This window comes from Candidatus Nitrosopumilus sp. bin_6a (genome assembly GCF_054095695.1).
This window is the reverse complement of the sequence record NZ_JBSWSR010000002.1, coordinates 196,832-219,002: the sequence shown is the minus strand read 5'-3', so window position 1 is coordinate 219,002 and position 22,171 is coordinate 196,832. Positions and strand designations below refer to the sequence as shown.

The following is a 22,171-nucleotide window of genomic DNA, read 5'->3' as shown; positions in this document are numbered from 1 at the left end:
TTGGAATGACTGTAGAGTTTGTTGGAATGACTGTAGAGTTTGTTGGAATGACTGTAGAGTTTGTTGGAATGACTGTAGAGTTTGTTGGAATGACTGTAGAGTTTGTTGGAATGACTGTAGAGTTTGTATTTGTTAATAATTCCAATTCCATTTGGGCAATTATTTCTTCAAGGGTTAATTCAGGTACAACCATAGCAGCATAGATATCTTTTGTTTGTTCATACATTGCAAAAATTTGTTCATCATCTAAAACATAATCATATAATGAAATATTATCTAATTTTCCAGAAAATTTATTATTAGATTTTATTTTGTCTTCTTTTATAACAACTGTTGCACCAATTACAATATCTTCTTTAGAGGAAATCTTTTCAACAGGAATTACTTCTAATTGTCCATTTTCTACAAGAGTTGGAATACCAACAACATCTTTTGTTGTTTCTTTTGTACCATTTACAAATATTGCAATGTGTTCACCACTAAAAGTTGAAGACAAAAATGACCAATCTTCTGTAATTGTACTAGTAGATTCTACACTAGTCCATTTTATTCCGTCAAATACTGAAAATTTTGCAGTATTTTCTGATTGAATATTATTACTAATTGTTAAAGAAAATGATTTATCTTTACTTACAACAGTAAATTCTGCAGATCCTGAGGAAAATTCAGGTTTTACCCAAGCAGTCACTGTCAAACCATCAACATCATCAGTGACTGTGACATTTTGGATTTGAACAAAAGTATCTTGACCATCTAATTCCAGAGTTGGTGATTTTAATTCGGTAGAGTTTGATTCGGTAGGTGGTTCATCAAATTGGAATGTAACAGTTGCATCTGGAACTATAATTTTGGGAATGATAGGCTCAGTAGAGTTTGATGCAATGATAGGCTCAGTAGAGTTTGATTCTATGATAGGCTCAGTAGAGTTTGATGCAATGATAGGCTCAGTAGAGTTTGATGCAATGATAGGCTCAGTAGAGTTTGATGCAATGATAGGCTCAGTAGAGTTTGATGCAATGATAGGCTCAGTAGAGTTTGATGCAATGATAGGCTCGGTGGATGTAGAATTAATAATCATAGAATCATTTTTAGAATCTTCAATGATTCCATCAAAAGAAAATTCTTCAGCATATGCAATTCCCCAATAAGATGAAGAGATAGAAAATGGAGTTACAACAGCTGTAGAACTTAATAAAATTACAAAAAAGAAACATGTAATTTGTTTTATATTTTTATGATTAAGATTTTTGTTATCAGTTCTTAGAAAAATATATCCAATAATAGGTAAAGAGAAAATCAAAATGATAGGACTGTCTAATGAAAATAATAAATCATCAATATTGTCAAATTCTGAATTTGGAATTAATTCAGATGAAATAAAATTATTTGTTACAAATTGATCATTATCAAAAGACCAAACAAGTTTTAATTTATCAAAATTAAATAATGTAAATATATCATTATCATCAAGTATTTTATTTTCTTCTAAATCATTAAAGGATAATTTAGAATTTTCATTATGTAAATCAAATATTTGTTTTGATGATTTCTTTTCTAAAATTCTATCCATGATTGCAATTTTTTTTGGATTTTGTTTTAATGATCCTGTATATTCTACAACTTCATTCAAACTAATTTCAACTTTTTCAAATAATTCAATTTTTTTGATAGAAGATATTTTTGGTTTTTCAATTAAGTTATTTGAAGTATTTTCATTTTGATTTTCATTTGAATTAATATGCAAAGATTCATTCAAACTAATTTTTTTATTATTTGTAATTAATTGAAATGAAGTATTTTCATTTTGATTTAAAAATTTATTTTGATCATCCAAAACAACATTGTCTGCAAAAGTAGTAGAATGTGAAGGTATGAAACTAAAAAGTGAAGTGATCAAAATTGTGAAAACGAATAATGATATAGTTTTATTCAAATTGCATCACTCCAGAGAAATTTGGGTAAATCTCAAATTCTGCTTTACAGTGATTGCTCAAATATTGACCCATTTTCATTAAACAAGATTAGTAGTTAGAACCAATAAGATACAAGGAATTTGAGCAACGATCTATGTTCCAAAATGGAATTGAAGTAAATTCAGACATCCAAAAAGGAATCTCATTTTTTGGCAATTTTTTGAGAAAATAGATGATTTTTCAAAAAAAGTTTAGATGATTTATCAATCAAAAAAATAGAATTTTTGAAAACTCACAAAATTAGAAATTAAAATAATGAAGGTAAATTAGTTTAAAATAATTTACGATGTATAAAAAATTTAGTTATGACATTATATTTTTTGAAAAGAATAGTTCTGAAATTTGTAAAAGAAAATAGTATTTGTCTAAACTAATTGAAATAAATGATTAATTATAACTTTAATTTTTATATTTTATCTCTAAACAATAATACCATATATGTTATGAAAAATAAAACACTTGTCTAAAAACACATAATCAAAATATAATTCAAAATATTGTTTAATATAATATTTTTAATCATATAGATAAGATGTAAAAAAGAAATGATTGTTTGGAAAATAAGTTAGATTTGGGAATAATTTTTGAAAACTCTCTACTGAATATAGTTAAGACCAAATATTTTCTTTGAAGGTGAACTTTTTATTTATTACAAAGTTACCAAAGGATGCAATACCTACTGCGGTAATTAGTGCAAATGGATAAGACATCATGCTCTCTTCTACTAAGGTAAAAACTAGTCCCAACTGTATTATAGCACCTACAGAACTAAATGATACAAATTTTCCAAATTGCTTAAGCGTTTTTTTAATTGAGAAATCCTTATCTTCAAATGTCCAATATTTGTTTAAAATAAAGTTTGAAGTCATAGAAGAAGTGATTCCAATAGCATTTGCATAAAGATACAATGAGTCTGTAAATCCATTAGAAAAAATATAAGATACAAGCAAATTGATGGCCAATCCAGTTGCACCTATAGTGTAAAATCGTCCAGCTTTATACAAAAAATTTACAGACTTTCGTTTTTCGTGTTTTGAAGACAATTTCCCATACTGATACAGTTTCCATACTGATTTTACATAATCCACTATAGTGTCACGATCAAGTTTGCTTGAACCTTCTGTTCTATCTGAGAAAATATATGGTATTTCTTTGACTTGAACCCCTTTTGTTTTGACTAGAATTTCCATTAACATTTTGTAACCTAATACATCAAATTTCAAATCACCAATAATACTTCGTTTAAAAGCAAAAAATCCAGACATTGGATCATTAATCTTTATTCCAAGGAACTTTTTTGCAATATTGTTACCTAATTTACTTAGTAATTTTCTTTTTAATGGCCAATCTCTAATTCCACCACCTGAAACATATCGTGAAGCTACAACAATATCTGAATGAGATTTTTTTAATGTTTCAATCATTTTTGGAATGATATTGGGAGGATGCGAAAAATCACTATCCATGACAATAATAGTTTCACCTTTTGCATGTTGAATTCCATTCAAAATAGCAGAACTTAATCCTGATTTTGTTTTTCTGTGAATAATATCTATAGTGTGATTTGCAGCATTTTTTAATGAATTAAGATAGTCCTCCACCATTTTTCCTGTTCCATCTGGAGAGTTATCATCTACTACTATTGTTTCTGTAAACATATTTTTTGGTAAATTTTCGTTTATGGATTTTAACATTTTTAGAATATTCTGTGATTCATTATATGTTGGAACAATAATTGATATCAAATTATTATTTTCTTCTATAGTTTCACTTTCCAACTGATTTTCCTGATTTTTACCAGATATTAAATTTTAAACGTCTGAATTATAGAAGATAGGCATAAGATGAGCTTTTAAAATAAAAAGAAAAAAGAGTTGAGACTAACTGGTGCTTCCTACAGTAATAGTCCAGGTAACATCTAAGCTGTCGCCAGCTGTAACTTCAACAGATATGGTCTGTGCAGAGAACATGTTTGGAGGTGTTCCATTAGCAGTACATCTGCCTGTAGAAGCGTCTACAGTAGTACATGGTCCATCAAACAATCCTGCTGATGTAACTGTGGTCGAATTGGTAATAGTTGAGTCAACGAATGTGAATGGATTTTCAGTAGCAATTGTTACTGTTCCACCATTAGAAGATGCAACACCTGTTACTGTAGTATCTTGTTTTGTAGCCATTATACCACCTGCAGCTGTTGCTACTGCAGTTCCACCACCATCAACAAGGGTAGTATCTGCGGCATCAACATTTAGTGTGCCATTACCGATTCCAATGTAAGTAAATCCAGCAGAGGAAAAAGAGCATGTTGAACCAGTTGTTGTTTTGAAGATTGACACAAGAACACAGTCGTCACCTCTATTTACAACCATGTTATCAGATTGGTGATAGCTTTTGATTGCACCAGTGCTGTCTCTTACTACATATTCTACATGTCCCATCATTGCTGCTCCAGATTCTGGACTAATTGCGCCAGTTGCTAGTGCAAGAGAAGGGCTCGTATTCATTGAAATAGCACCTACAGATACTGCTGAAACAACAGCAAGTAAGGCTATCAAAGTTGTAGTTTTCATTACTAGGTGTAATAGAGATCTATATTAAATAATTATGGAACATATGCTAAAAATCAAGTTCCATTTCGGATCATGGAACTTGTTCCATTACCATACTTTCAGTAAGTTCTATAGAATAATTGGTTCCTTTAGGCTCTGAATCAGTTTCAGGCAATTCAATATCATCAGTGCTTGTATCATTTAGATTAGACATGTAAGCTGATGCTACTCCTATAATTACAATGATAACAACAATACCAATAATGATTCCTACTTTCATTAAACTGGTTTAGTAATTTCATTGTATTAAAGTTGTCTAAATTTAATTCAAATAATTTTTATTTTAATATTATCAAATACTTGAGATGCAAAGACTTTCTACTATTTTACTTGTTTTTTTTCTAATATTATTGCCTATCAACATTTATGGAATTACTGAATTAAATGATGAAAAATCCATACTCATTACACGATCAGATGTAATGAAAGATGTAGTATTTGATGGAAAATGGACATCATATTTAGAATGGAAAAACACATCATGGAATCCAATTAAATCAAATGACAATACAGTATATCATTTAAGATCTGCTCACCAAGGAGATTTTATTTATTTACTCGTGGATGTAGTGGCAGATGAAACACCAGATTTTAATGGAGACAAAGCAATTATTTGTGTTGACTCAAAGAATAACAAAAGTGAATTTTTAGATGATGATGATTATTGTTTTGTTGTTGAACTACAAGAATTAAATTTTTTTGAAATACTGTTGAATCAACAAAATAGTGTTATTTTACAAGCAAAATCATCATCTACATCTCTTGAAGATTTAGATGAAATTACGTCAGAGGAATTTATTGGGATAGGTACAGTATCAGACAAGGAAGATAGATACAGTACAGTTCCACATGCAAGTTATGAGTTTAAAATTCCAATTGAGTTAATTGGAAGATCAGATAATTATGGATTTTTTATTAATGTATTTGATTCAGAAGAGGGAATGAATTATTCATGGCCTGAAAATATACATTTAGAGAAATGGGAAATACCAAGTCCATCACTTTGGGGAAATTTGATATCTCCTGATAAATCACTTCCAGAATTTGAATTACCAATATTAGTTATTTTTTCTGCAGTAACATTAATTATCATAATAACATCAAAAATCAATATCAATTATAAATAAATTAATTAAAAATTCATTACGTAGTAATCAATTTCTTAAAAATTAAAACAAAAAGAAGAACTGTTCGTCTTTTTTACTCTAATCAAATGCTGATGTAGAGCTTTGAGACGAAAGTCCAGTTGAAGATGGTACAGATGGGAATTTGTCTCCTATCTGTTGCTCAGCTACTGCAGATGCTTCTTGAAGAATCTTTTCGGTTTCTTCACTTGAAGCGGCAGACTCCATACTAAATGAGTCTCCTGCAAGTGAATCCATCATTAGTCCATTAAGTGTCTGGGTCATACTGTTCAATTCTGAATCAGCTTCTGGCATGAATCTTCCTAGCGATGACTTCAATCCCTTCATTGTAGACATTGCTGGTCCAATTGCTACCATAGCATCACCAAGATCATGAATAGTTGTCAGTCTTAGTTGGACTTGTTCTAATGACATTCTTGCATTGCCGAGCATCTTTGTAACTTTACGAATTTCAGCTAATTCGTTAGACAAAACTCTACTTGTGCTAGTATCATGTTGCTGCATTGCAGTCACGACTCTTTGAAAGAGTTGCGCATCTCTCTCGTGCAGTTTACCTAACATAGAGTCCATTTTTGAGATTTGGACTTGTAGTTTGTTTACTGCCTGTTGAATTCGTGGTTTTAATGCACCTTCAGGCTTTACTGCATCACGTAGTTTGCCAGTTACACTTTGGGTCTCCTGATGAGCCCAAGTCTTATCGAAGTTTGGCATGATGAAGAGTTTAGGAATTTAGTCTTAATCAACGGTGTAAATTTAGATCAGTTTTAGATTAAATTTAGCTAACAAACATTACTCTCAAATTTTAAGAAAAAATATGGCTAAAATAGCAGTTTTTGATTCAGGTCTGGGCTCATTGTCAATAATTAAAGCAATCCAAAAAGTATCAAAGTCAGAGATCATCTATTTTGCAGACCAACAAAATTATCCCTATGGAGACAAATCTCAGGCTCAAATATCTAAAATTATTCAAAAATCAATCAAACTTTTAGAAGAAAAATTTTCTCCAGACATTATAGTTGTCGCATCAAATACGCCTAGTTTAATGCTGAATATAACAACAAATAGAATAATGGATGTAAAACCTCCATTAAAAGAAGCTGCAAGAATATCTAAAACAAAACAAATTGGAATTCTTGCAACAAAGAGTGCAATTAATAGTAAAGGTTTGATAGAGTATATTAAAAAAAATAATTTTCCAAGAAAAATCAATATTTTCAAAATTAATGGATCAGAACTTGTTGAATTGGTAGAATCTGGAAAATTTATTTCAAATAAGAAATTTTGTCAAAAAATTATTAAAAATACTCTTAGTGATATATTATTTCAAAATAATATAGACACCATTACACTTTCCAGTACACATTTACCATTTTTAAAATCATTACTAAAAAAACAATTTCCAAAAATAAATTTTATAGATCCATCAGAAAATGTAGCAATGAAAATTTTACTGGTAACAAAAAACAAACAATCAAAAAAAAATTCATTAAAAATTTTTGCATCAGGTGATACAGAAATATTTCAAACTAAATTAAATAAAATCGGAATTAAAAATAAGGTTAATTTTTTATCTTCTTAGCTTTTCTATAACCATGACTAAATTTTTTGTCATATAGTTTAGAGTATTCATAAGTTTCAGGATCTATTACGTCACTAATAATTACAATTGCTGTACGAGTAATTTTTTCTTCTTTAATTTTTTTAGCAATATCTCCCAACGTACTTTTGATAATTTTTTGATCAGGCCAGCTTGCTCTGTAAACTACTGCAACAGGAGTTGATTTTTTATAACCTCCTGCAATTGCTTCAGTAACTAATTTAGATATGAGTTGTACACTAAGATAAAAAATCAATGTTGCTTTATGTTTTGCAAGCTCTGAAATTTTTTCGCGTTTTGGAACTTTGGTTCTAGATTCCCCTCTTGTTACAATTATTGTTTGAGTGACACCAGGAAGTGTTAATTGCATTCCAAGGGCAGCTGCTGAGGCTAAAAATGCAGTAACACCAGGAACGACTATAGATTTTATTCCTTTTTTTTCAAGATTATCAATCTGCTCTTTGATTGCACCATAAATTGAGGGATCTCCATCATGTAACCTGACAACCAGCTTGTCTTTTTTTGCATTTTTATATAACAGATCAAAAATTTCTTCTCTAACTAATTTAGCGGCATCATATAATTTTCCTTTCTTACATAGTTTCAAAATTGGATCAGGAATTAATGATCCTGAATATACAACAATGTCTGCTTTTTGAATTAATTTTTTAGCTTTAACTGTAATTAGTTCAGGATCACCAGGACCACATCCAACAAAAAATACTTTAGACACGTTTTACCACCAAGATTGAAAAATATTTTGTTGTTAAAGTCTTGTCATTTACTTCACCTAAAGTCATTTTTCTAATAATTTCATTTTCTGTTCCTAAATCTTGCCCAATTGCAAAAATAGAATTATCAGGAAATCCAGATTCTTTTAGAACTTCAATTACTTTATCGAAATATCTTCCATCTTTTAGAAATATCATTGATTCCGAATTTTTTGCAATCTCTTTAACACTTGATAAATCATAACAGGATGGAATGATAGCAACTTTTTCTGCACCTTCAGCTATACTTACTCCAACTTTAGATGCAAATGTAAACATGGAAACAATACCAGGGATGACACTGATGTTTATATCAGGATAATTTTCTGTCAGATCTTTGTGCATGTAGATCCATGTGCTATACAAGAAAGGATCACCCACAGTAAGGTATACAACATTCTTTCCAGTCAATACAGTTTCTGCCATTATTTTGGCATTTTTTTTCCATGTTGTTTCTAGAATATCTTTGTCTTTGGTCATTGGAAAGATCAGTTTTACAATTTCTTGATTCTTTGATTTGTCAATAATTGGTGAAACGACACCAAATGCGATACTAGGTCTGTCTTCCTTTGAAGCAGGACACATTATGATATCGGCATTCTGGATTGCCTTTACAGCTTTTACAGTTAGCAGATCAACATCCCCAGGACCTACTCCTATTCCAATTAAACCAGGCATGAAATGTATGATTTTCTTCCTAATTAAAAATCTAGATTAGATTTTAGTAGCAGATATGATGGTTACAGGATTTCTTGCAAGCATCATTGTTCCTGTACTAGTTTTTCTACTCTTTGATATGGTGACTTGAGTGATATCAACAGATTCAAACTGTAATTTTTCCAATGTTTTCAAAACAGAATAAAGTGTTTCAATTAGTATAATGCCAATTACAATTCTACCTCCAGATTTGAGTTTATTCTCAGATAACTCCACTATCTCTTTAGTGTCTCCACCTGTTCCTCCAATGAAAATAGTGTCTGCTTCTTCAAGTTCTTTAATTTTTTCTTTAGCATTACCATGAATTACCGAAATATTTGACAAGTCAAATTTCTGAATATTTTTTCTAGTTAATTTTATAGCATTTTCATCATAATCAATTGCTAATACTTTGCCTGATGATTCAATTTGTAAAGCAGCTTCAACAGAAATAGAACCACTACCACATCCAATGTCATAAACAATTTGTCCTGGTTTTAGTCTAGCTTTACTAATTTGAACAACTCTTATTTCTTCCTTAGTAATTGGAACTTTCTCTTCTCTTTCAAATTCTTCATCAGGAATGCCAGGTGTTTTAAATTTCCACATATGCTACAACCATTTTTTAAAATATACGCTAAATATTGATTCCATTAGTTACTGTTTCTAAATGGGTTAATGTGTAACTTACAATCCATGAAAACAAGTACAGGAAAACATAGCTACCAATAGCTTGTGTAACAATTTTTTTTCTATCAGATGATGGTAATTGCATTTTCATTCCTTTTGCAACAATGACTGTACCAAAAAATATTACAATCATAAATCCAATAGATGCCCATCTTCGGTCTTCGCCTTCAATGTCTTCAAAGATGAAAGTAGCTGCAGTTCCTGCTATTATAGCCAAAGCAACACGCATCCAAAATAATTTATTTAATTTTCTATCTTTTTCACTTTTCTCAGCAATACTTACAGGTGGTTCTCCTGATGGTGTATCAGGTACTGGTTCTGATTTTTCTATTTCAGGGGTATCTGCAGGAATATCTTCAACTGATTCTTTTTTTGAATCATTTGGATCTACCGTAGGTTCAGATTTTTTCTTTTTGAATTTTGCCAAGTAATTTTCTAGCGTGACTCAGACAAACCATGTTTAATATCTTTGGTCAAAGTATGAGCATATCAAAGCAAGAGTATAATTTTAGACAAAAATTAGGATGTTCATGGCATTAGCAGGAATAGAACTACGATATTTAGTTGATAAAATTTCTGAACAAGTTCAAGGATACTATATCAGCAATATTTACGGCATTACAAAAGACAGTATTCTCTTCAAACTTCATCATACAGAAAAAGACGATCTATTCATGATGATTTCAACTTCTGGTGTATGGTTAACTGCGGTAAAAATTGATCAGATGGAGCCTAACAGATTACTCAAAAGATTACGAAGTGATCTGCTGCGATTAAAATTAAAGAAAATTGAACAAATCGGCGCAGAAAGAATTGCATATTTTACTTTTGAGGGATTTGGAAAAGAGTTTGTTTTGGTGGGTGAATTTTTTGGGGATGGGAATATTTTACTCTGTAATAATGAAATGAAGATTCTTGCATTACAGCATTCTATAGATGTAAGGCATAGAAAATTAAGTGTGGGTTTGGAATATGTTCAACCACCAAATAGCGGACTAGATATTTTTAATTTGAAAGAGTCAGATTTTGATGAACTTAAAACAACGGATTTGGTTGCAGCAAAATGGTTTGGAAGAACTTTGGGACTGCCAAAAAAATATGTTGAAGCTGTATTTGAAATTGCAGAAATTGACGGGAAAAAAATTGGAAATTTGCTATCTCAAGAAGAGATAAAAAAAATTTTTGAAACTGTAAAAAAAATTGTCTCAGATGTAGTATCAGGAAATCATGATGCAGTCATAATTAGAAATGAAAAAATTGAAGTTCTTCCTTTGAAATTGGGAAAACTAGAAGGTGAGATAACACAAGCAAATAGTTTCATTGAAGGATTAGATACTGTTTTTACTGAAAATATAGTTGAAAAAGGAAAATCTGTTCAAACAAGTGGTTCAGATAAAAAAATCAAAGAATTACAAACGCAAATTTCTGAGCAAGAAAAAGCCATTGAGATGGTAAAAGAAAGATCAAAAAACATTACAAATGTGGCAAATTCTCTTTTCGAAATGGTATCAAAAGGAATAATCTCAATTGGTGATGATAAAGCTCAAGAAATTTTAGCAAAAAATAATGCAAAATTAGTTAGTGAGAAAGGAATATCATTAATTGTAGTTCAAGATGAAAAAATAAAAATAAACACCCAGTCTCCACTTCAATCAATTGCTTCGGTATTATTTAATGAAGCAAAAAAACAATCAGGTGCAATATCTTCAATTCAAGCAATTAAAGAGAAAACAGAAAAAAAATTGGAAAAATTTCAAAGTAAAACAGAAGCTGAAAAAGATCTTTTTGTAGTTACAGAAATTAGAAAAAAAAATTGGTACGAAAGATACAGATGGTTCTTTACAACAGATGGGTATCTTACAATAGGTGGAAGAGATGCTGCATCAAACTCTGCAGTAATTAGAAAACATTTAGACAAAAATGACAAGATATTTCATGGTGATATTTTTGGTTCTCCATTTTTTATTTTGAAAGATGCAGGAAATGTACCAGATACCAGTATGAATGAAATTGCTCATGCAACAGTTTGTTTTAGTAGAGCATGGAGAGAAGGAATGTATGGCGTAAGTGCTTATTGGGTTAATCCTGAACAAGTAAAAAAATCAGCACCTAGTGGAGAATTTCTACCAAAAGGATCATTTACTATAGAAGGGCAAAGAAATTTTATCAAATCGGACACACTCAGGTTAGCTGTTGGAATTATACCAATTGATGATGATTATGTCTTAACATGTGGACCCCCTGAACCAATCAAAAAAAATTCTCTTTGCTATGCAATAATTGAACCGCATGGATTAGAAATGGCAGAATGTGCCAAAAAAATTCGAATAGAATTTTCTAAATTATTTGAAGATATTACAAGAAAAATAAACATTGATGAATTTGTCAGAGCATTACCTCCAGGTAAAAGTCAAATTATTACAGTGGGTTTAGGAGATTCACAAAATCAAAATATCATTGATAATGAATTTGATTAGATTCAGCATCAAAAGAAATCTGCATTCCATTTTTAATTGATCTAAATTCTTCATCACTTATAGTAATCATTGGAATGTTTGCTAATGCACATCCAGTAGCTACTGTAAGATCTGCTTTTTTACAAATCATGGCAATTGGTGCTGCTTCATTAGATTTTATTGAATAAATTGTATATGCGCCTACACTACTTCCTACACCTGATGGAAAAACAAGAACAGTATTTTTAATTGATTTTTGATATAATTCATGGTTTTTGTCACTAATAATTCCAGTTTTTTTGTCAACAGTTCCTAAAAAATTAATTGGATCATCAGATTTTAAAACAATTCCTTCTACTTTTCCTGAAACTAGAACTTTCATCTTGTCTCATCTTCAACTATTTGTAATAACGGTTTTAGATTTACACCTACACCATTAGAGTTTTTGAGATAAAACGCACCTTTGATACTATTTGTTGTAACTGCATCTACAGTGTCTTTACTTATCAAGGGAGATAAGCATGTACAACAATCAGATAAAATTTCACATCCTGCACGTTCAAGTTCTGCAGTATATCCAATTTTTGTTGATTGTTCTTTTACTATTCTAGGCATAAACACCATACATCTTTTCTGAAAAGAACGACCCTTTAGTTTAGCAGTAAGATCAGATATCTCATCTAATCCTAGTTGTGGACTACCAAGTGTTATAATGTCACCTTTTTCTGCAGTGTTTAATTCATCATGAACATTTTGCATCTCTTTTTCATCAAAGTCTATTTTTTCGCAATCAGATCCACCATCTCCAAAGATGAATTTAGCACAAGTTCCAGAAGTTCCCATTCCACCACACATTGCTTTTGTTTGTCGTTTATCTATCTCTCCAAGTCCTGAAATATTTACAGACGTATCACCAATTTTTCCTGCAAAAAAACCAAGCATCCCATATGTCAATTCGTTTGGATTTTCCACCTTCATTCTAATTGTAATATTTGGATTATCCTCTTTTCTCAATGAGGAATATGGACTCTTTCCAACAATTGCACTAGCAAGAGCACTAAATGCACTTTCCTTGTTTGTCTTTAAATTATCAAAAGAATTTGCATGGATTGCAGCATTACTTTCTGCAAATGCAACTTGAGTTCCATCTTGTGGAATATCAAATATTTCATAAGGAATACATGAAAAAGAAGGAATTACCCCCATTGTTTCATATGATTTTTTAATGGATAGCTGCTTAGAGATAAAATTTTCATCTAATCCATAATTTTTTACATTATCAATATCAAATCCCATAGGATTCAGAGTAGTTTTTACTTTGACTCGAGCATATTTACTAATGTGTGATAGAAATTCTTCGCCTGCATCTCCAATAGTATTGTAATTTACGCCTGAAAGATGAGCCCATTCTATTGGTATTAGTTTGTCAGCATCAGTTGCCTCACCAGTTGCAACTAGAATTCTATAAGAAGTCTGTAAAATTTCTCCTTGTTCACCTTTTAATGCAGATTCTTCATCCTTAGTTAATTCCAATATGATTCATTTATTATTACAGTTATAATACTTGTACGTAGTTTTTCAATTAGAAATGCAAAAAATACTTTCTGGTATGACAAAAACAATGAATGCAGTAAAACCTCCAAGAATTACTGCATTAAGAGATCTTCATGATGCAGAAACAGGTCCATTTAGTATTTTAATTGGAACTATATTATCTGCAAGAACTAAAGATGAAGCTACAACAAAGGCAGTTAAAAAATTATTTTCAATTTATAAAAATCCAAAACAATTATCAAAAGCTAGAGTCAAAGATGTCGAAAAAATAATAAAATCAATTGGATTCTTTCATATAAAATCTAAAAGAATCATAGAAGTTGCTAAAATTATTGATAAAAAATACAAAGGTAAAGTTCCAGAAGATCTAGATACATTGGTACAATTACCTGGTGTTGGAAGAAAAACTGCTAATTGTGTTCTAGTTTACGCGTTTGAAAAACCAGCAATTCCAGTTGACATTCATGTTCATAGAATTTCAAACCGATTAGGATTAGTTAAAACAAAAAACCCTGAAGAAACAGAACAAGAATTAATGAAAAAAATAGAGAAGAAATATTGGATTGACATCAATGATACTTTTGTAATGTATGGTCAGAACATTTGCAAACCAATTTCGCCAATGTGTGATGTGTGTAAAATTAAAAAGAGTTGTAAATATTACAAATCTAAGAACGCTTCTTAGTTAGGAATAATACACCAACAATAATTCCCATCCCAGCTGCAACATAAAATGGAAACAATGCAAATACGTTCTTTGCAGGATCACCAGATAAAAATTCAATTATCATACTTCCAGAATTTACTGCAGGAGGATCAATTGAACTTTCCATTCCATGAACAGAGTAAGAATGAATTGCAAATTTTCCTATGTCTAAATTAGTGACTACAATTCTAGCACCGTTATTTACTGTCAGTCCTGCTCTATCAGTATAAGATATGATAGATTTTGCTTCAGGATACCAACCTCTATCTAAATCACTATGCACTACAATGTAACCTTCTTTTGGAGTTTGAACTGCCACCCAAAACTTGTTGTCAGGTTTGGGGCCCATACCTACTTCAATAAACTCATCACGGTTCTCTTGATCATATAGTCGCAATACTGCATTGCCATTAGGATTTGCATATAGTAGATTGTTATCAATTGTCACTTGCCAACTAACTGCATGGACATCATCTAAAACTCTAATTGGTGCTTCACGTAATATAGTATTGAATTCATTTGAAGGAATTTCTAGTGTGTTTATAATTAATGACGGATTGTTTGTCTCTTGAGCAAATACAGTAGGGATAAAAATTCCTCCAAGTAAAATTATTGCAAAGAGATACTTCATACATTAAGGCAAATATGATTGAATAAAAATCTAGTCAACAAATGGTTTTGGATGATCCAAAATCACTTGTGCAACTTCCGGTCTTAGAATAAATTCAGATGGAGCCTTGCCGTTCTGAATCATCTCTCTTAGTGCAGTTCCACTAATTTGCTCTTTTACATCATCTCCATGTGGACATGCTTTTGGAGTTGTATATGTAAGACATTTTCTACAGTAAAAGAAGGGTGGGAAAAATACAGGAGCAATTTCTAATTCTGGATAATCATCAAATATTTTTTGTGCAGCCATTGGATCATAAAATTTTCCAACACCTGCATGATCTCTTCCAATAATAATATGAGTACAACCATAGTTTTGTCTCATAATTGCATGATGAATTGCCTCTTTTGGACCGGCATACTTCATTTGTGTATGCAATGTTCCAAGTTGACATCTATTTTCAGGATAGTATAATTTTATCATAGTTTCATAGCATTTTACAATTACCTCATCTACAAAATCACCAGATTTTTTCTGACCAATTACAGGATTTACAAATACTCCGTCACGGGTTGTAATTGATGTTTTTTGTAGCATTTCATGTGCTACATGTGGTGGATTTCTAGTTTGAAATGCACAAATAGTCTTCCAGCCTGCTTTTGCAAAAGATTCTCTTGTTTGAATTGGTGTTAATCTATTTTTTCTAATTTCAGTGTCATTTGGTCTTTGAATATAATCAATTTTTCCGCTAACCAAATAATCTTTCATAGACATTGTATATGCAACACCAGGATGTGATGAATCATTGGTTCCATAGACTCCTTGAGCTGCTTTTTCTTTATCAAAAGTAAATGTTTCATCTACATGCAATATTGCAACTCCAACACCATCTGGATTTTGTAATAGAACATCTCCTGCTTCTTTCATTTTTTCAGCAATCTCTTTATCAACATCAAGTACAATCGGAATGGTCCAAGCTAAATCATTTGATAATCTTCCACGTGAAATAACACTTTCAAAGTCTTGTTGTCCCAAGAACCCTTCCAAAGGACTAAAAATTCCATCTGCAATATTTTCAACATCATTTGCAACATCTTCACTAATTGTAATTGAGAATAATCCTGTAGGATCAGCTTTTGTAATTCTATTTACTAATATCCCACCGTGTGGTTTGATTGTATTTTCAGACATGTTAATCCTCTACTAAGGGTCTATATGAAGGCCACACTCTTTGTTGCCTTCCTGTTCCCACCACCATCTACCTGCTCGAATATTTTCTCCTGGTTTTATTGCCCTAGTACATGGCTCACATCCAATACTTGGATAGCCTTTGTCAAGAAGACTGTTGTATGGCAAATTATTTTTTTTAATATATTCTTGAATTTGATCCCAAGTCCAATCAACAATAGGATTAATTTTTAAAATTCCCCCATGTCCATGATCTAATTGGAAGATTTTTACATTTTCACGATTTTTGGTTTGATCACGTCTTAATCCAGTAATCCAGCCATCTAATGTACTCAACATTTTATTCATTGGATGAACCTTACGAATATCACAGCATAATTTCCTATTTTCAATGCTTTCATAAAATAGATTCATTCCTTTACTTCGAACCATATCTTCAACTTCTTTTGTGTCAGGAAATAGAACTTCAATAGAAATATTGTATTTTTTACTTACAACATCAATAATATCATAGGTTTCTTGTGGTAATCGTCCTGTATCAAGAGTGAAGAATCTAAATTCAGGATTAATTTTTAGCATAATATCCATCACTACCGCGTCTTCAGCACCAAAACTTGATGCTTTAGCAACATTAGGATGAATATTATCTGAAACCCACTGTAACGCTTCTTCAGTAGTTTTAATTCTAGAGTTTAAATCATCTACTTGTTCCTGTGTGAATTTTGTCACAACAAATGTAAGATTATTTGTTTTATATTGATTGCCCAAAGTTTTCTTCTAAATTATAAACTAGTATAATTCAAAATAGAAAATATGGATGAAAAATCATATGTCATAGTTTTTCCAAATATATTTTCAAAAAATAAAATCCCTAATCTAATTTCAAACATCAAAAAAATCCTGAAAATAGAAAATCAACAATTCAAATCTGTAAAACGTGACGGCGATATAATTCTCATTGATGCAAATGATCCTGTTTTTGCGTCATCTACTATCAATTTACTTTTTGGAATTGAAAAAATAGCAATTGCAAGACAAGTAAGAAATGATTTTCAAAATATTGTAAATGAAATCACTAACATTGGTGGCAGTTTATTGCTAAAAGGAGAAAAATTTCTAGTAAAAGTAGAAGGAATATCAAAAGGATTTGTAACTAAAGATGTAGAAATTGCTACAACATCAAATATTATTGAAAAGAAGAGAAATTTGGGAGCTCATCCAGGAACAGAAGAAAATTTCGATAAATTACTATACACATACATAACAAAAAATAATGCATACATCTGTATTTTCTCAGATACAGGTAATGGTGGAATCCCATATCAATCTCAATCTGAGAAAACAATTTGTGCTATATATGATGAAATTTCAGCAGTATCTTGTTTTGAAACAATCAAACAGGGATATGATACAAAGATCATTATTTGTTATAGACAAAAATCAGAACTGATGAATCTTGCAAAGATAATCAATCAAATAATTCCAAGAATGTTATATGATAAGATTGAACTCGAATTCTTACAGTTAAAAATTAGCCCCAATGGAATTAGGAATTATTTGATCTATGTCAATTCAATTCTAGAAATTTTGTTGCATTATTCTAATAATCGTGTATCATTGGCATTATCTCCATTGATTTTTTCTTCAGAGTTTATAGATAATTCATTAAAACAAGTGTTTAGTAAAAAGAAAATTCCTATCATTCCACTAACTGGAGTTGATAACAGCTTGTTTGATGATGCAAAAGAGATAGGTCTGGAAAGAAATATGAGAAAAATAGAAAAAATGATCATTATAACAACAGAAGAAATTCCTTTATTTTCAAAAAAGGAAGTCGAAAATGCTCTTAAAACAAAGAAAACAATCACGGTTAAGATAGGCCCTAATAATGTTCATGATATTTTAGATTCATTAGAAAATCATTGAGAATTTAAACGGCATATTTGGTTTCACATTGTGCTCAAAATAGGAGAATTCATCTATCCCTGGGGAAGTGGCCATTACTCAAGAATGATGAGGCTAAATGAGGTTTTAGGTGAACATATCAAAGAAGAATTTGAAGTTCATTTTTCAAGCAAAGATCATGTTTATGAAAAATTATTAAAAAAATTTCCTGAACAAAAAGAAAAAATTCATGAAATTTTAATGCCAACACCAATTGATGGTAAATTCGGTCCAAGTGTTTCAATGTCATTGATGAATTTATTATTACCAATTTCAAAAAATCCACCACTAGTGAGGCAGATTGCAAATTATTTAAGAGAAGAGAGAAAATTATACAACAAAGAAAAGTTTGATTTGGTAATCAATGATGGAGATATGGGTTCAAACATTCTAGCTAGAAATAGAAATATTCCTAGTTTGTTTGTTACAAATCAATTTAGACCAAAACTGTATAATTCAAGAGCATATCTCTATCCATCATTAATTTTTGTTGCAAAACAAATTGCAAAAGCATCAAAAATACTTGTTGCGGATTCACCACCACCATATACGATGTGTGAATATAATTTGAATTTCATAAAAGAAGTAGAAGAAAAGATTACTTATGTTGGACATTTTACAAACAGCAAAAAAATTAAAAAAGAAAAAGAATCTGATTTAGAAAAATTGGTTAAAGATGGCGAGTTTGGATATTGGATGAGAACAGGAAACAAATCAACTAATGATGGCACTGGTCAAAGATACGAAGGAGTTTTTCATCAGAATGAAATGAAAAATGAGAAAAGAATAATTTCTCATGCACGAAATGATCCCAACATAGATTCAGTAATAGGAAAGGATGGGGGAAAATATTCTATAACAGAAGCTTTTGAGAAAAAAATAGATTGGATACAAATTGATATTGGTTTTCTTTCAGAACAAGAAAAAGATACAGTTTTGGATTTATGCAAATATGCAGTTGTAAATGGATCTCATACAGTAATGGGAGAGATTATGGGTGGAAAATCAAAGCCAATTATCGGGATCCCAATTTATGATGAGCATACAAACAACATCAAATGGGCTGAGGAAAAGAATCTGGGCATATTGGCGATTAAAACGGATCAAGTAACTAAAGGCATATCAAAAATTAAAGAAAATTATGAAACATTTCAAGATAGTTTGAAAGAATTTTCAAAGAATTTTGTTCCTAATGGGGCAGAAAATTCAGCAAAAATTGCTGCTCAAACCTTAGAAGAAAAGAGATAATACATTATTTTGATGATTTTGTTCGTCTGGCACGCGGGATTTCGATGGGCGAACGGACCGAAAGGGATGATGAAAAAATCCGTGTGTCAGACAATATCGATCATTCAATAATGTGGGAACGCTTTTATGGAAAAAATTAAGCCAAATCATCAGTGCCTAACTGTCCAGAATGTACATCACGAGAGAAAAAGAAGATAGAAGCAAAATACATGGAAGATTTTCCAGAAGAAGAGGACAGAAGTAGAGATGCTTTATTCAAATTATTTGATGAAATCGACATTCCTATGAAAATGGATGAGAAAAATAGAAGACATTTCATTTGTAAACGATGTGGATTATACGCAACAAGAGAAGAGATTTCAGATATTAGATTCAAGCTAAATCAGAAAGAGAGAACACGTGATGACAAACATGATGACTATCTTGAATGGTGGTCAAAAAGTAAAAAAGAAAAAGCAGAAAACTAGAGTGGTTTACCATGGTAAAAAAGAAAGAAGAAGAAATTCCAGAATGGGTTACTGATGAAATTCAAAATGCTAAATTTAAGAAACCTGAAGAGTTGAAGAAGCAAGGATACATTTTAGAATTTTATTATGAAGATAACAAGGTAGATGTACAGCTATATGATCCAGTAGAAGATGGACGACATATAGTAACTATGGATGTTCCAAAAACTATCAAAATTGATGATTTGTTAAAAGGTGAAGTTTACGAATTTGTGTTTAATCAACATAAAGCACCATTAAGCAAGAAGGTATCAGAATTTTTAGAAAAAGAAAAAGAGATTGATATGAAAGCAATTTATCAGTTTGATTTGAAATCATTAGAGTTACTAGATGTAGGTTCTAGTGAATCTGCAGATGAAGATTTAGAAGAATAATCAAATTTTTATGTAATCCAGTTATTTTTTGAAAGACTTTCCTATGATAGGATTGATAAAGTATGGAAATGTGTTCTTCATCCATACTGCGCTTCGTACAACAGATGGAACTATAATTTCCAGTCTGGGAGAATTTGCTGCTTTAAGAATTGCTTTTGCAACAGTTTTAGCACTAAGTGATGTTGGAGAGAATGTTGGCATGTTCTCAAACGATGGATGCTCAAAGAAATTAGTCTTGACCATGATTGGACTAACAACTGTAATTCCAACTCCAGAATTTTTTAATTCATGTTTAAGACCTTCTGAAAATCCCAACATTGCAAATTTTGATGCACAATATGATGCAATTCCAGGTAAACCAAAACTTGCAGCAACGGAAGCTACATTGATGATATGACCAGATTTTTTATCAAGCATTGATGGAAGAAAATTTTTGATACAGTAAATCATTCCAAAATAATTTGTTTCCATTTGTGATTCTATTTCATCAATACTAAGATCACTTACAGAACCATAAATCGCAAAACCTGCATTGTTCACTAGAATATCAATAGAACCAAATTTTTCTAGTACTAATTTTGACATTTTTTTTACCTCTTCTTTTTTTGAAACATCACATTGACAAACTAGTGTAGTAACATTGAATTTTTTTAATTCGTCAGCAACTTGTTCAAGTTTACCTTTCCTCCTTGAAACCAATACTATAGTTGCACCTAGTTTTGCAAACTCTATTGCAGATTCTCTGCCTATTCCTGATGATGCACCAGTTATTAGAACAACTTTGTTTTTGAAATCCACAAATCAGAAAAATCATTAAAAGATAAAGTGGTTTCTATGTGGATTGTGGCTTTGAAATCCTGCTCAGAGCCAATTTTACTAAAAGTAACCATGTAATTACAATTGGAACATAATATGTCGCAATTCTCCATCCAATTACTGCATCCCATCCCACAACTCCTTCAGTGATTTCAAAAGCAAATGGATCCAAGTTATTCAAATATGCTACAATTCCAAATTCTGCCAAGCCAGAACCACCTATAGTTATAGGTAAATTCCCAATTGCGTTTGCACCCATTACTGCCATTATAGAATCAAATGTATTAATCGTGAATTCTGTTCCCATTGCAATGATCATAAATGAAATTCCATAAAATGACCATGATGCTAGTGAAAACAAAAATGATACTGTAAAGATTTTTTTAGACTCACTAGTTTTGAGATTTTCTCGACTCATGGAGCAGACTTCTTCCATCCATGTGTTTGTTTTATCAATGGCCTTTACTCCTTTTTCTTTTCCAAACTTCTTTGCAAGACGACCTAAGACCTTAGGAACTTGGAATGTGTGTTTTGAGGATAAAAAGAACATTATCATCCAAAGAGATGTAATGATTATACTAGTGGCTAAGATAACTGCTGCAACCACATATGCGCCATTAAGCAACGCAATAATTCCTGCCATAATAGACAACAAACCTGCTGCAAACACCTCAGTTACAATATCCATGATTGCAATCCATGCAGATTTTGCAGGCTTTACACCTTTTTTATGCAAATAATATATCACGACAAATTCTGCGCCAACAAACATAGGAGTTGTAAATTTAATGAATTCACTTCCAACTCTAACTCCGACTAGTTTAAAAAAAGAGTCAAAATTTCCAAGGTATTTTCTTGCAATATATGCAAATTTAACTCCTTGAAGACCAAGCTTTATCATCATGGCAGTAATTGCGCCAACAAAAGGAAATAATCCAATTGCCAGAACGTCTTCTATTTGAATGTCAAATTGAATAGCAATAAGGAAAATTGGAATTAAGGTAACAGGAATAGCTACTAGTCTCCAGTTCATCTGATAGTTTTTTTGAGGAATCAAATATGAAAGTTGAGAAAATTTTCAGTCGGGAAATATTGACGCCTAGATTCAGGCACGAAAATCATAGTGAATTGGAGGTTTTGTCTTGATTTTGGAGTTCCTGCTTTACCTCTTTAAACAATGAATCAAGTGCATCAAAATCAGAAAAGTTTCTTTCTCTAAGTAATTTTATCACCAAATCTTTGAGATAAGCTTCCTTTTGTAATGGACTTTGAGTCATAAATCTAATGCA

25 protein-coding genes are annotated in these 22,171 nt (G+C 31.1%); 8 read left to right on the top strand and 17 right to left on the bottom strand.

Going from position 1 to position 22,171, the window contains the following annotated elements:
- The 4 genes from ACW9XA_RS03885 to ACW9XA_RS03870 form a co-directional block, all read right to left on the bottom strand.
- On the bottom strand, nucleotides 1-1,933 hold a 1,933-nt coding region (locus ACW9XA_RS03885), incomplete at its 3' end, for a LamG domain-containing protein (RefSeq protein WP_457763079.1).
- 648 nt (nucleotides 1,934-2,581) lie between these two features.
- Entirely contained in the window at nucleotides 2,582-3,751 is a 1,170-nt protein-coding gene (locus tag ACW9XA_RS03880; RefSeq protein ID WP_457763078.1) for a glycosyltransferase, read from the bottom strand.
- A gap of 102 nt (nucleotides 3,752-3,853) precedes the next feature.
- Entirely contained in the window at nucleotides 3,854-4,543 is a 690-nt protein-coding gene (locus ACW9XA_RS03875) for a hypothetical protein (RefSeq protein ID WP_457763077.1), read from the bottom strand.
- A gap of 70 nt (nucleotides 4,544-4,613) precedes the next feature.
- On the bottom strand, nucleotides 4,614-4,802 hold the full coding sequence (locus ACW9XA_RS03870) for a hypothetical protein (RefSeq protein WP_457763076.1): 189 nt from the start codon (nucleotides 4,800-4,802) through the stop codon (nucleotides 4,614-4,616).
- A gap of 85 nt (nucleotides 4,803-4,887) precedes the next feature.
- On the opposite strand from ACW9XA_RS03870, the gene ACW9XA_RS03865 reads away from it, so the two are divergent.
- Nucleotides 4,888-5,709 (top strand): hypothetical protein, encoded by an 822-nt coding sequence (locus ACW9XA_RS03865; protein ID WP_457763075.1) that lies wholly within the window; start codon nucleotides 4,888-4,890, stop codon nucleotides 5,707-5,709.
- 78 nt (nucleotides 5,710-5,787) lie between these two features.
- Here ACW9XA_RS03865 and ACW9XA_RS03860 read toward each other — a convergent pair whose 3' ends face one another.
- Nucleotides 5,788-6,438 (bottom strand): Snf7 family protein, encoded by a 651-nt coding sequence (locus ACW9XA_RS03860; RefSeq protein WP_457763074.1) that lies wholly within the window; start codon nucleotides 6,436-6,438, stop codon nucleotides 5,788-5,790.
- A gap of 103 nt (nucleotides 6,439-6,541) precedes the next feature.
- Between ACW9XA_RS03860 and ACW9XA_RS03855 the strand changes: the two genes are divergently transcribed.
- A complete protein-coding gene (locus tag ACW9XA_RS03855; protein ID WP_457763073.1) occupies nucleotides 6,542-7,306 on the top strand; it encodes a glutamate racemase in 765 nt (254 codons plus the stop codon).
- Here the strand turns inward: ACW9XA_RS03855 and cobM are convergent.
- From cobM to ACW9XA_RS03835, 4 genes are read right to left on the bottom strand one after another with little or no spacing between them, the layout of a single operon-like run.
- On the bottom strand, nucleotides 7,287-8,057 hold the full coding sequence (gene cobM / locus ACW9XA_RS03850; protein WP_457763072.1) for a precorrin-4 C(11)-methyltransferase: 771 nt from the start codon (nucleotides 8,055-8,057) through the stop codon (nucleotides 7,287-7,289). The two genes, ACW9XA_RS03855 and cobM, sit on opposite strands and share 20 nt — an antisense overlap.
- Nucleotides 8,050-8,772: a precorrin-2 C(20)-methyltransferase gene (gene cobI, locus ACW9XA_RS03845; protein WP_457763071.1), complete on the bottom strand. Its 723-nt coding sequence runs from the start codon at nucleotides 8,770-8,772 to the stop codon at nucleotides 8,050-8,052. The genes cobM and cobI overlap by 8 nt, the downstream gene beginning before the upstream one ends.
- A gap of 36 nt (nucleotides 8,773-8,808) precedes the next feature.
- A complete protein-coding gene (gene cbiT / locus ACW9XA_RS03840) occupies nucleotides 8,809-9,399 on the bottom strand; it encodes a precorrin-6Y C5,15-methyltransferase (decarboxylating) subunit CbiT (protein ID WP_457763070.1) in 591 nt (196 codons plus the stop codon).
- Nucleotides 9,400-9,427: 28 nt separating this feature from the next.
- Nucleotides 9,428-9,907, bottom strand: coding sequence for a hypothetical protein (locus ACW9XA_RS03835; protein ID WP_457763069.1), 480 nt, complete (start codon nucleotides 9,905-9,907; stop codon nucleotides 9,428-9,430).
- Between the two features lie 103 nt (nucleotides 9,908-10,010).
- On the opposite strand from ACW9XA_RS03835, the gene rqcH reads away from it, so the two are divergent.
- On the top strand, nucleotides 10,011-11,957 hold the full coding sequence (gene rqcH, locus ACW9XA_RS03830) for a ribosome rescue protein RqcH (RefSeq protein ID WP_457763068.1): 1,947 nt from the start codon (nucleotides 10,011-10,013) through the stop codon (nucleotides 11,955-11,957).
- Here rqcH and ACW9XA_RS03825 read toward each other — a convergent pair.
- Both ACW9XA_RS03825 and ACW9XA_RS03820 read right to left on the bottom strand, forming a co-directional pair.
- A complete protein-coding gene (locus tag ACW9XA_RS03825) occupies nucleotides 11,935-12,318 on the bottom strand; it encodes an aconitase X swivel domain-containing protein (RefSeq protein ID WP_457763067.1) in 384 nt (127 codons plus the stop codon). The two genes, rqcH and ACW9XA_RS03825, sit on opposite strands and share 23 nt — an antisense overlap.
- Nucleotides 12,315-13,469, bottom strand: coding sequence for an aconitase X (locus ACW9XA_RS03820; RefSeq protein WP_457763066.1), 1,155 nt, complete (start codon nucleotides 13,467-13,469; stop codon nucleotides 12,315-12,317). Before ACW9XA_RS03820 ends, ACW9XA_RS03825 begins: the two co-directional genes overlap by 4 nt.
- 55 nt (nucleotides 13,470-13,524) lie before the next feature.
- On the opposite strand from ACW9XA_RS03820, the gene ACW9XA_RS03815 reads away from it, so the two are divergent.
- Nucleotides 13,525-14,175, top strand: a complete 651-nt coding sequence (locus ACW9XA_RS03815) for an endonuclease III domain-containing protein (protein ID WP_457763065.1) — start codon at nucleotides 13,525-13,527, stop codon at nucleotides 14,173-14,175.
- On the opposite strand, the gene ACW9XA_RS03810 is transcribed toward ACW9XA_RS03815, so the two are convergent.
- Genes ACW9XA_RS03810 through ACW9XA_RS03800 form a run of 3 tightly spaced genes read right to left on the bottom strand, consistent with a single transcriptional unit; the run spans nucleotide 14,159 to nucleotide 16,723 of the window.
- Nucleotides 14,159-14,827, bottom strand: a complete 669-nt coding sequence (locus ACW9XA_RS03810) for a hypothetical protein (RefSeq protein WP_457763064.1) — start codon at nucleotides 14,825-14,827, stop codon at nucleotides 14,159-14,161. The genes ACW9XA_RS03815 and ACW9XA_RS03810 overlap by 17 nt on opposite strands.
- Before the next feature lie 30 nt (nucleotides 14,828-14,857).
- On the bottom strand, nucleotides 14,858-15,997 hold the full coding sequence (gene sat / locus ACW9XA_RS03805; protein ID WP_457763063.1) for a sulfate adenylyltransferase: 1,140 nt from the start codon (nucleotides 15,995-15,997) through the stop codon (nucleotides 14,858-14,860).
- Between the two features lie 12 nt (nucleotides 15,998-16,009).
- Nucleotides 16,010-16,723 (bottom strand): phosphoadenylyl-sulfate reductase, encoded by a 714-nt coding sequence (locus ACW9XA_RS03800; RefSeq protein ID WP_457763062.1) that lies wholly within the window; start codon nucleotides 16,721-16,723, stop codon nucleotides 16,010-16,012.
- A gap of 84 nt (nucleotides 16,724-16,807) precedes the next feature.
- On the opposite strand from ACW9XA_RS03800, the gene ACW9XA_RS03795 reads away from it, so the two are divergent.
- The 4 genes from ACW9XA_RS03795 (at nucleotide 16,808) to ACW9XA_RS03780 (ending at nucleotide 20,066) form a co-directional block, all read left to right on the top strand.
- The gene (locus tag ACW9XA_RS03795; protein ID WP_457763061.1) at nucleotides 16,808-17,920 is read left to right on the top strand and encodes a thiamine biosynthesis protein; all 1,113 of its coding nucleotides are present in this window, start codon (nucleotides 16,808-16,810) and stop codon (nucleotides 17,918-17,920) included.
- 30 nt (nucleotides 17,921-17,950) lie between these two features.
- Nucleotides 17,951-19,186, top strand: coding sequence for a glycosyltransferase (locus ACW9XA_RS03790; protein ID WP_300325674.1), 1,236 nt, complete (start codon nucleotides 17,951-17,953; stop codon nucleotides 19,184-19,186).
- Between the two features lie 152 nt (nucleotides 19,187-19,338).
- Entirely contained in the window at nucleotides 19,339-19,653 is a 315-nt protein-coding gene (locus ACW9XA_RS03785; RefSeq protein WP_300325677.1) for a hypothetical protein, read from the top strand.
- Nucleotides 19,654-19,664: 11 nt separating this feature from the next.
- Nucleotides 19,665-20,066 carry a hypothetical protein gene (locus ACW9XA_RS03780; protein ID WP_457763060.1) on the top strand — a complete coding sequence of 134 codons (402 nt, stop codon included), beginning with the start codon at nucleotides 19,665-19,667 and terminating at the stop codon, nucleotides 20,064-20,066.
- Nucleotides 20,067-20,087: 21 nt separating this feature from the next.
- Here the strand turns inward: ACW9XA_RS03780 and ACW9XA_RS03775 are convergent, their stop codons facing one another.
- The 3 genes from ACW9XA_RS03775 to ACW9XA_RS03765 form a co-directional block, all read right to left on the bottom strand.
- On the bottom strand, nucleotides 20,088-20,864 hold the full coding sequence (locus tag ACW9XA_RS03775; protein WP_457763059.1) for an SDR family NAD(P)-dependent oxidoreductase: 777 nt from the start codon (nucleotides 20,862-20,864) through the stop codon (nucleotides 20,088-20,090).
- A gap of 34 nt (nucleotides 20,865-20,898) precedes the next feature.
- Nucleotides 20,899-21,915, bottom strand: coding sequence for a lysylphosphatidylglycerol synthase transmembrane domain-containing protein (locus tag ACW9XA_RS03770; protein WP_457763058.1), 1,017 nt, complete (start codon nucleotides 21,913-21,915; stop codon nucleotides 20,899-20,901).
- 85 nt (nucleotides 21,916-22,000) lie between these two features.
- Nucleotides 22,001-22,159 carry a hypothetical protein gene (locus ACW9XA_RS03765; protein WP_457763057.1) on the bottom strand — a complete coding sequence of 53 codons (159 nt, stop codon included), beginning with the start codon at nucleotides 22,157-22,159 and terminating at the stop codon, nucleotides 22,001-22,003.
- Nucleotides 22,160-22,171: the final 12 nt, after the last annotated feature.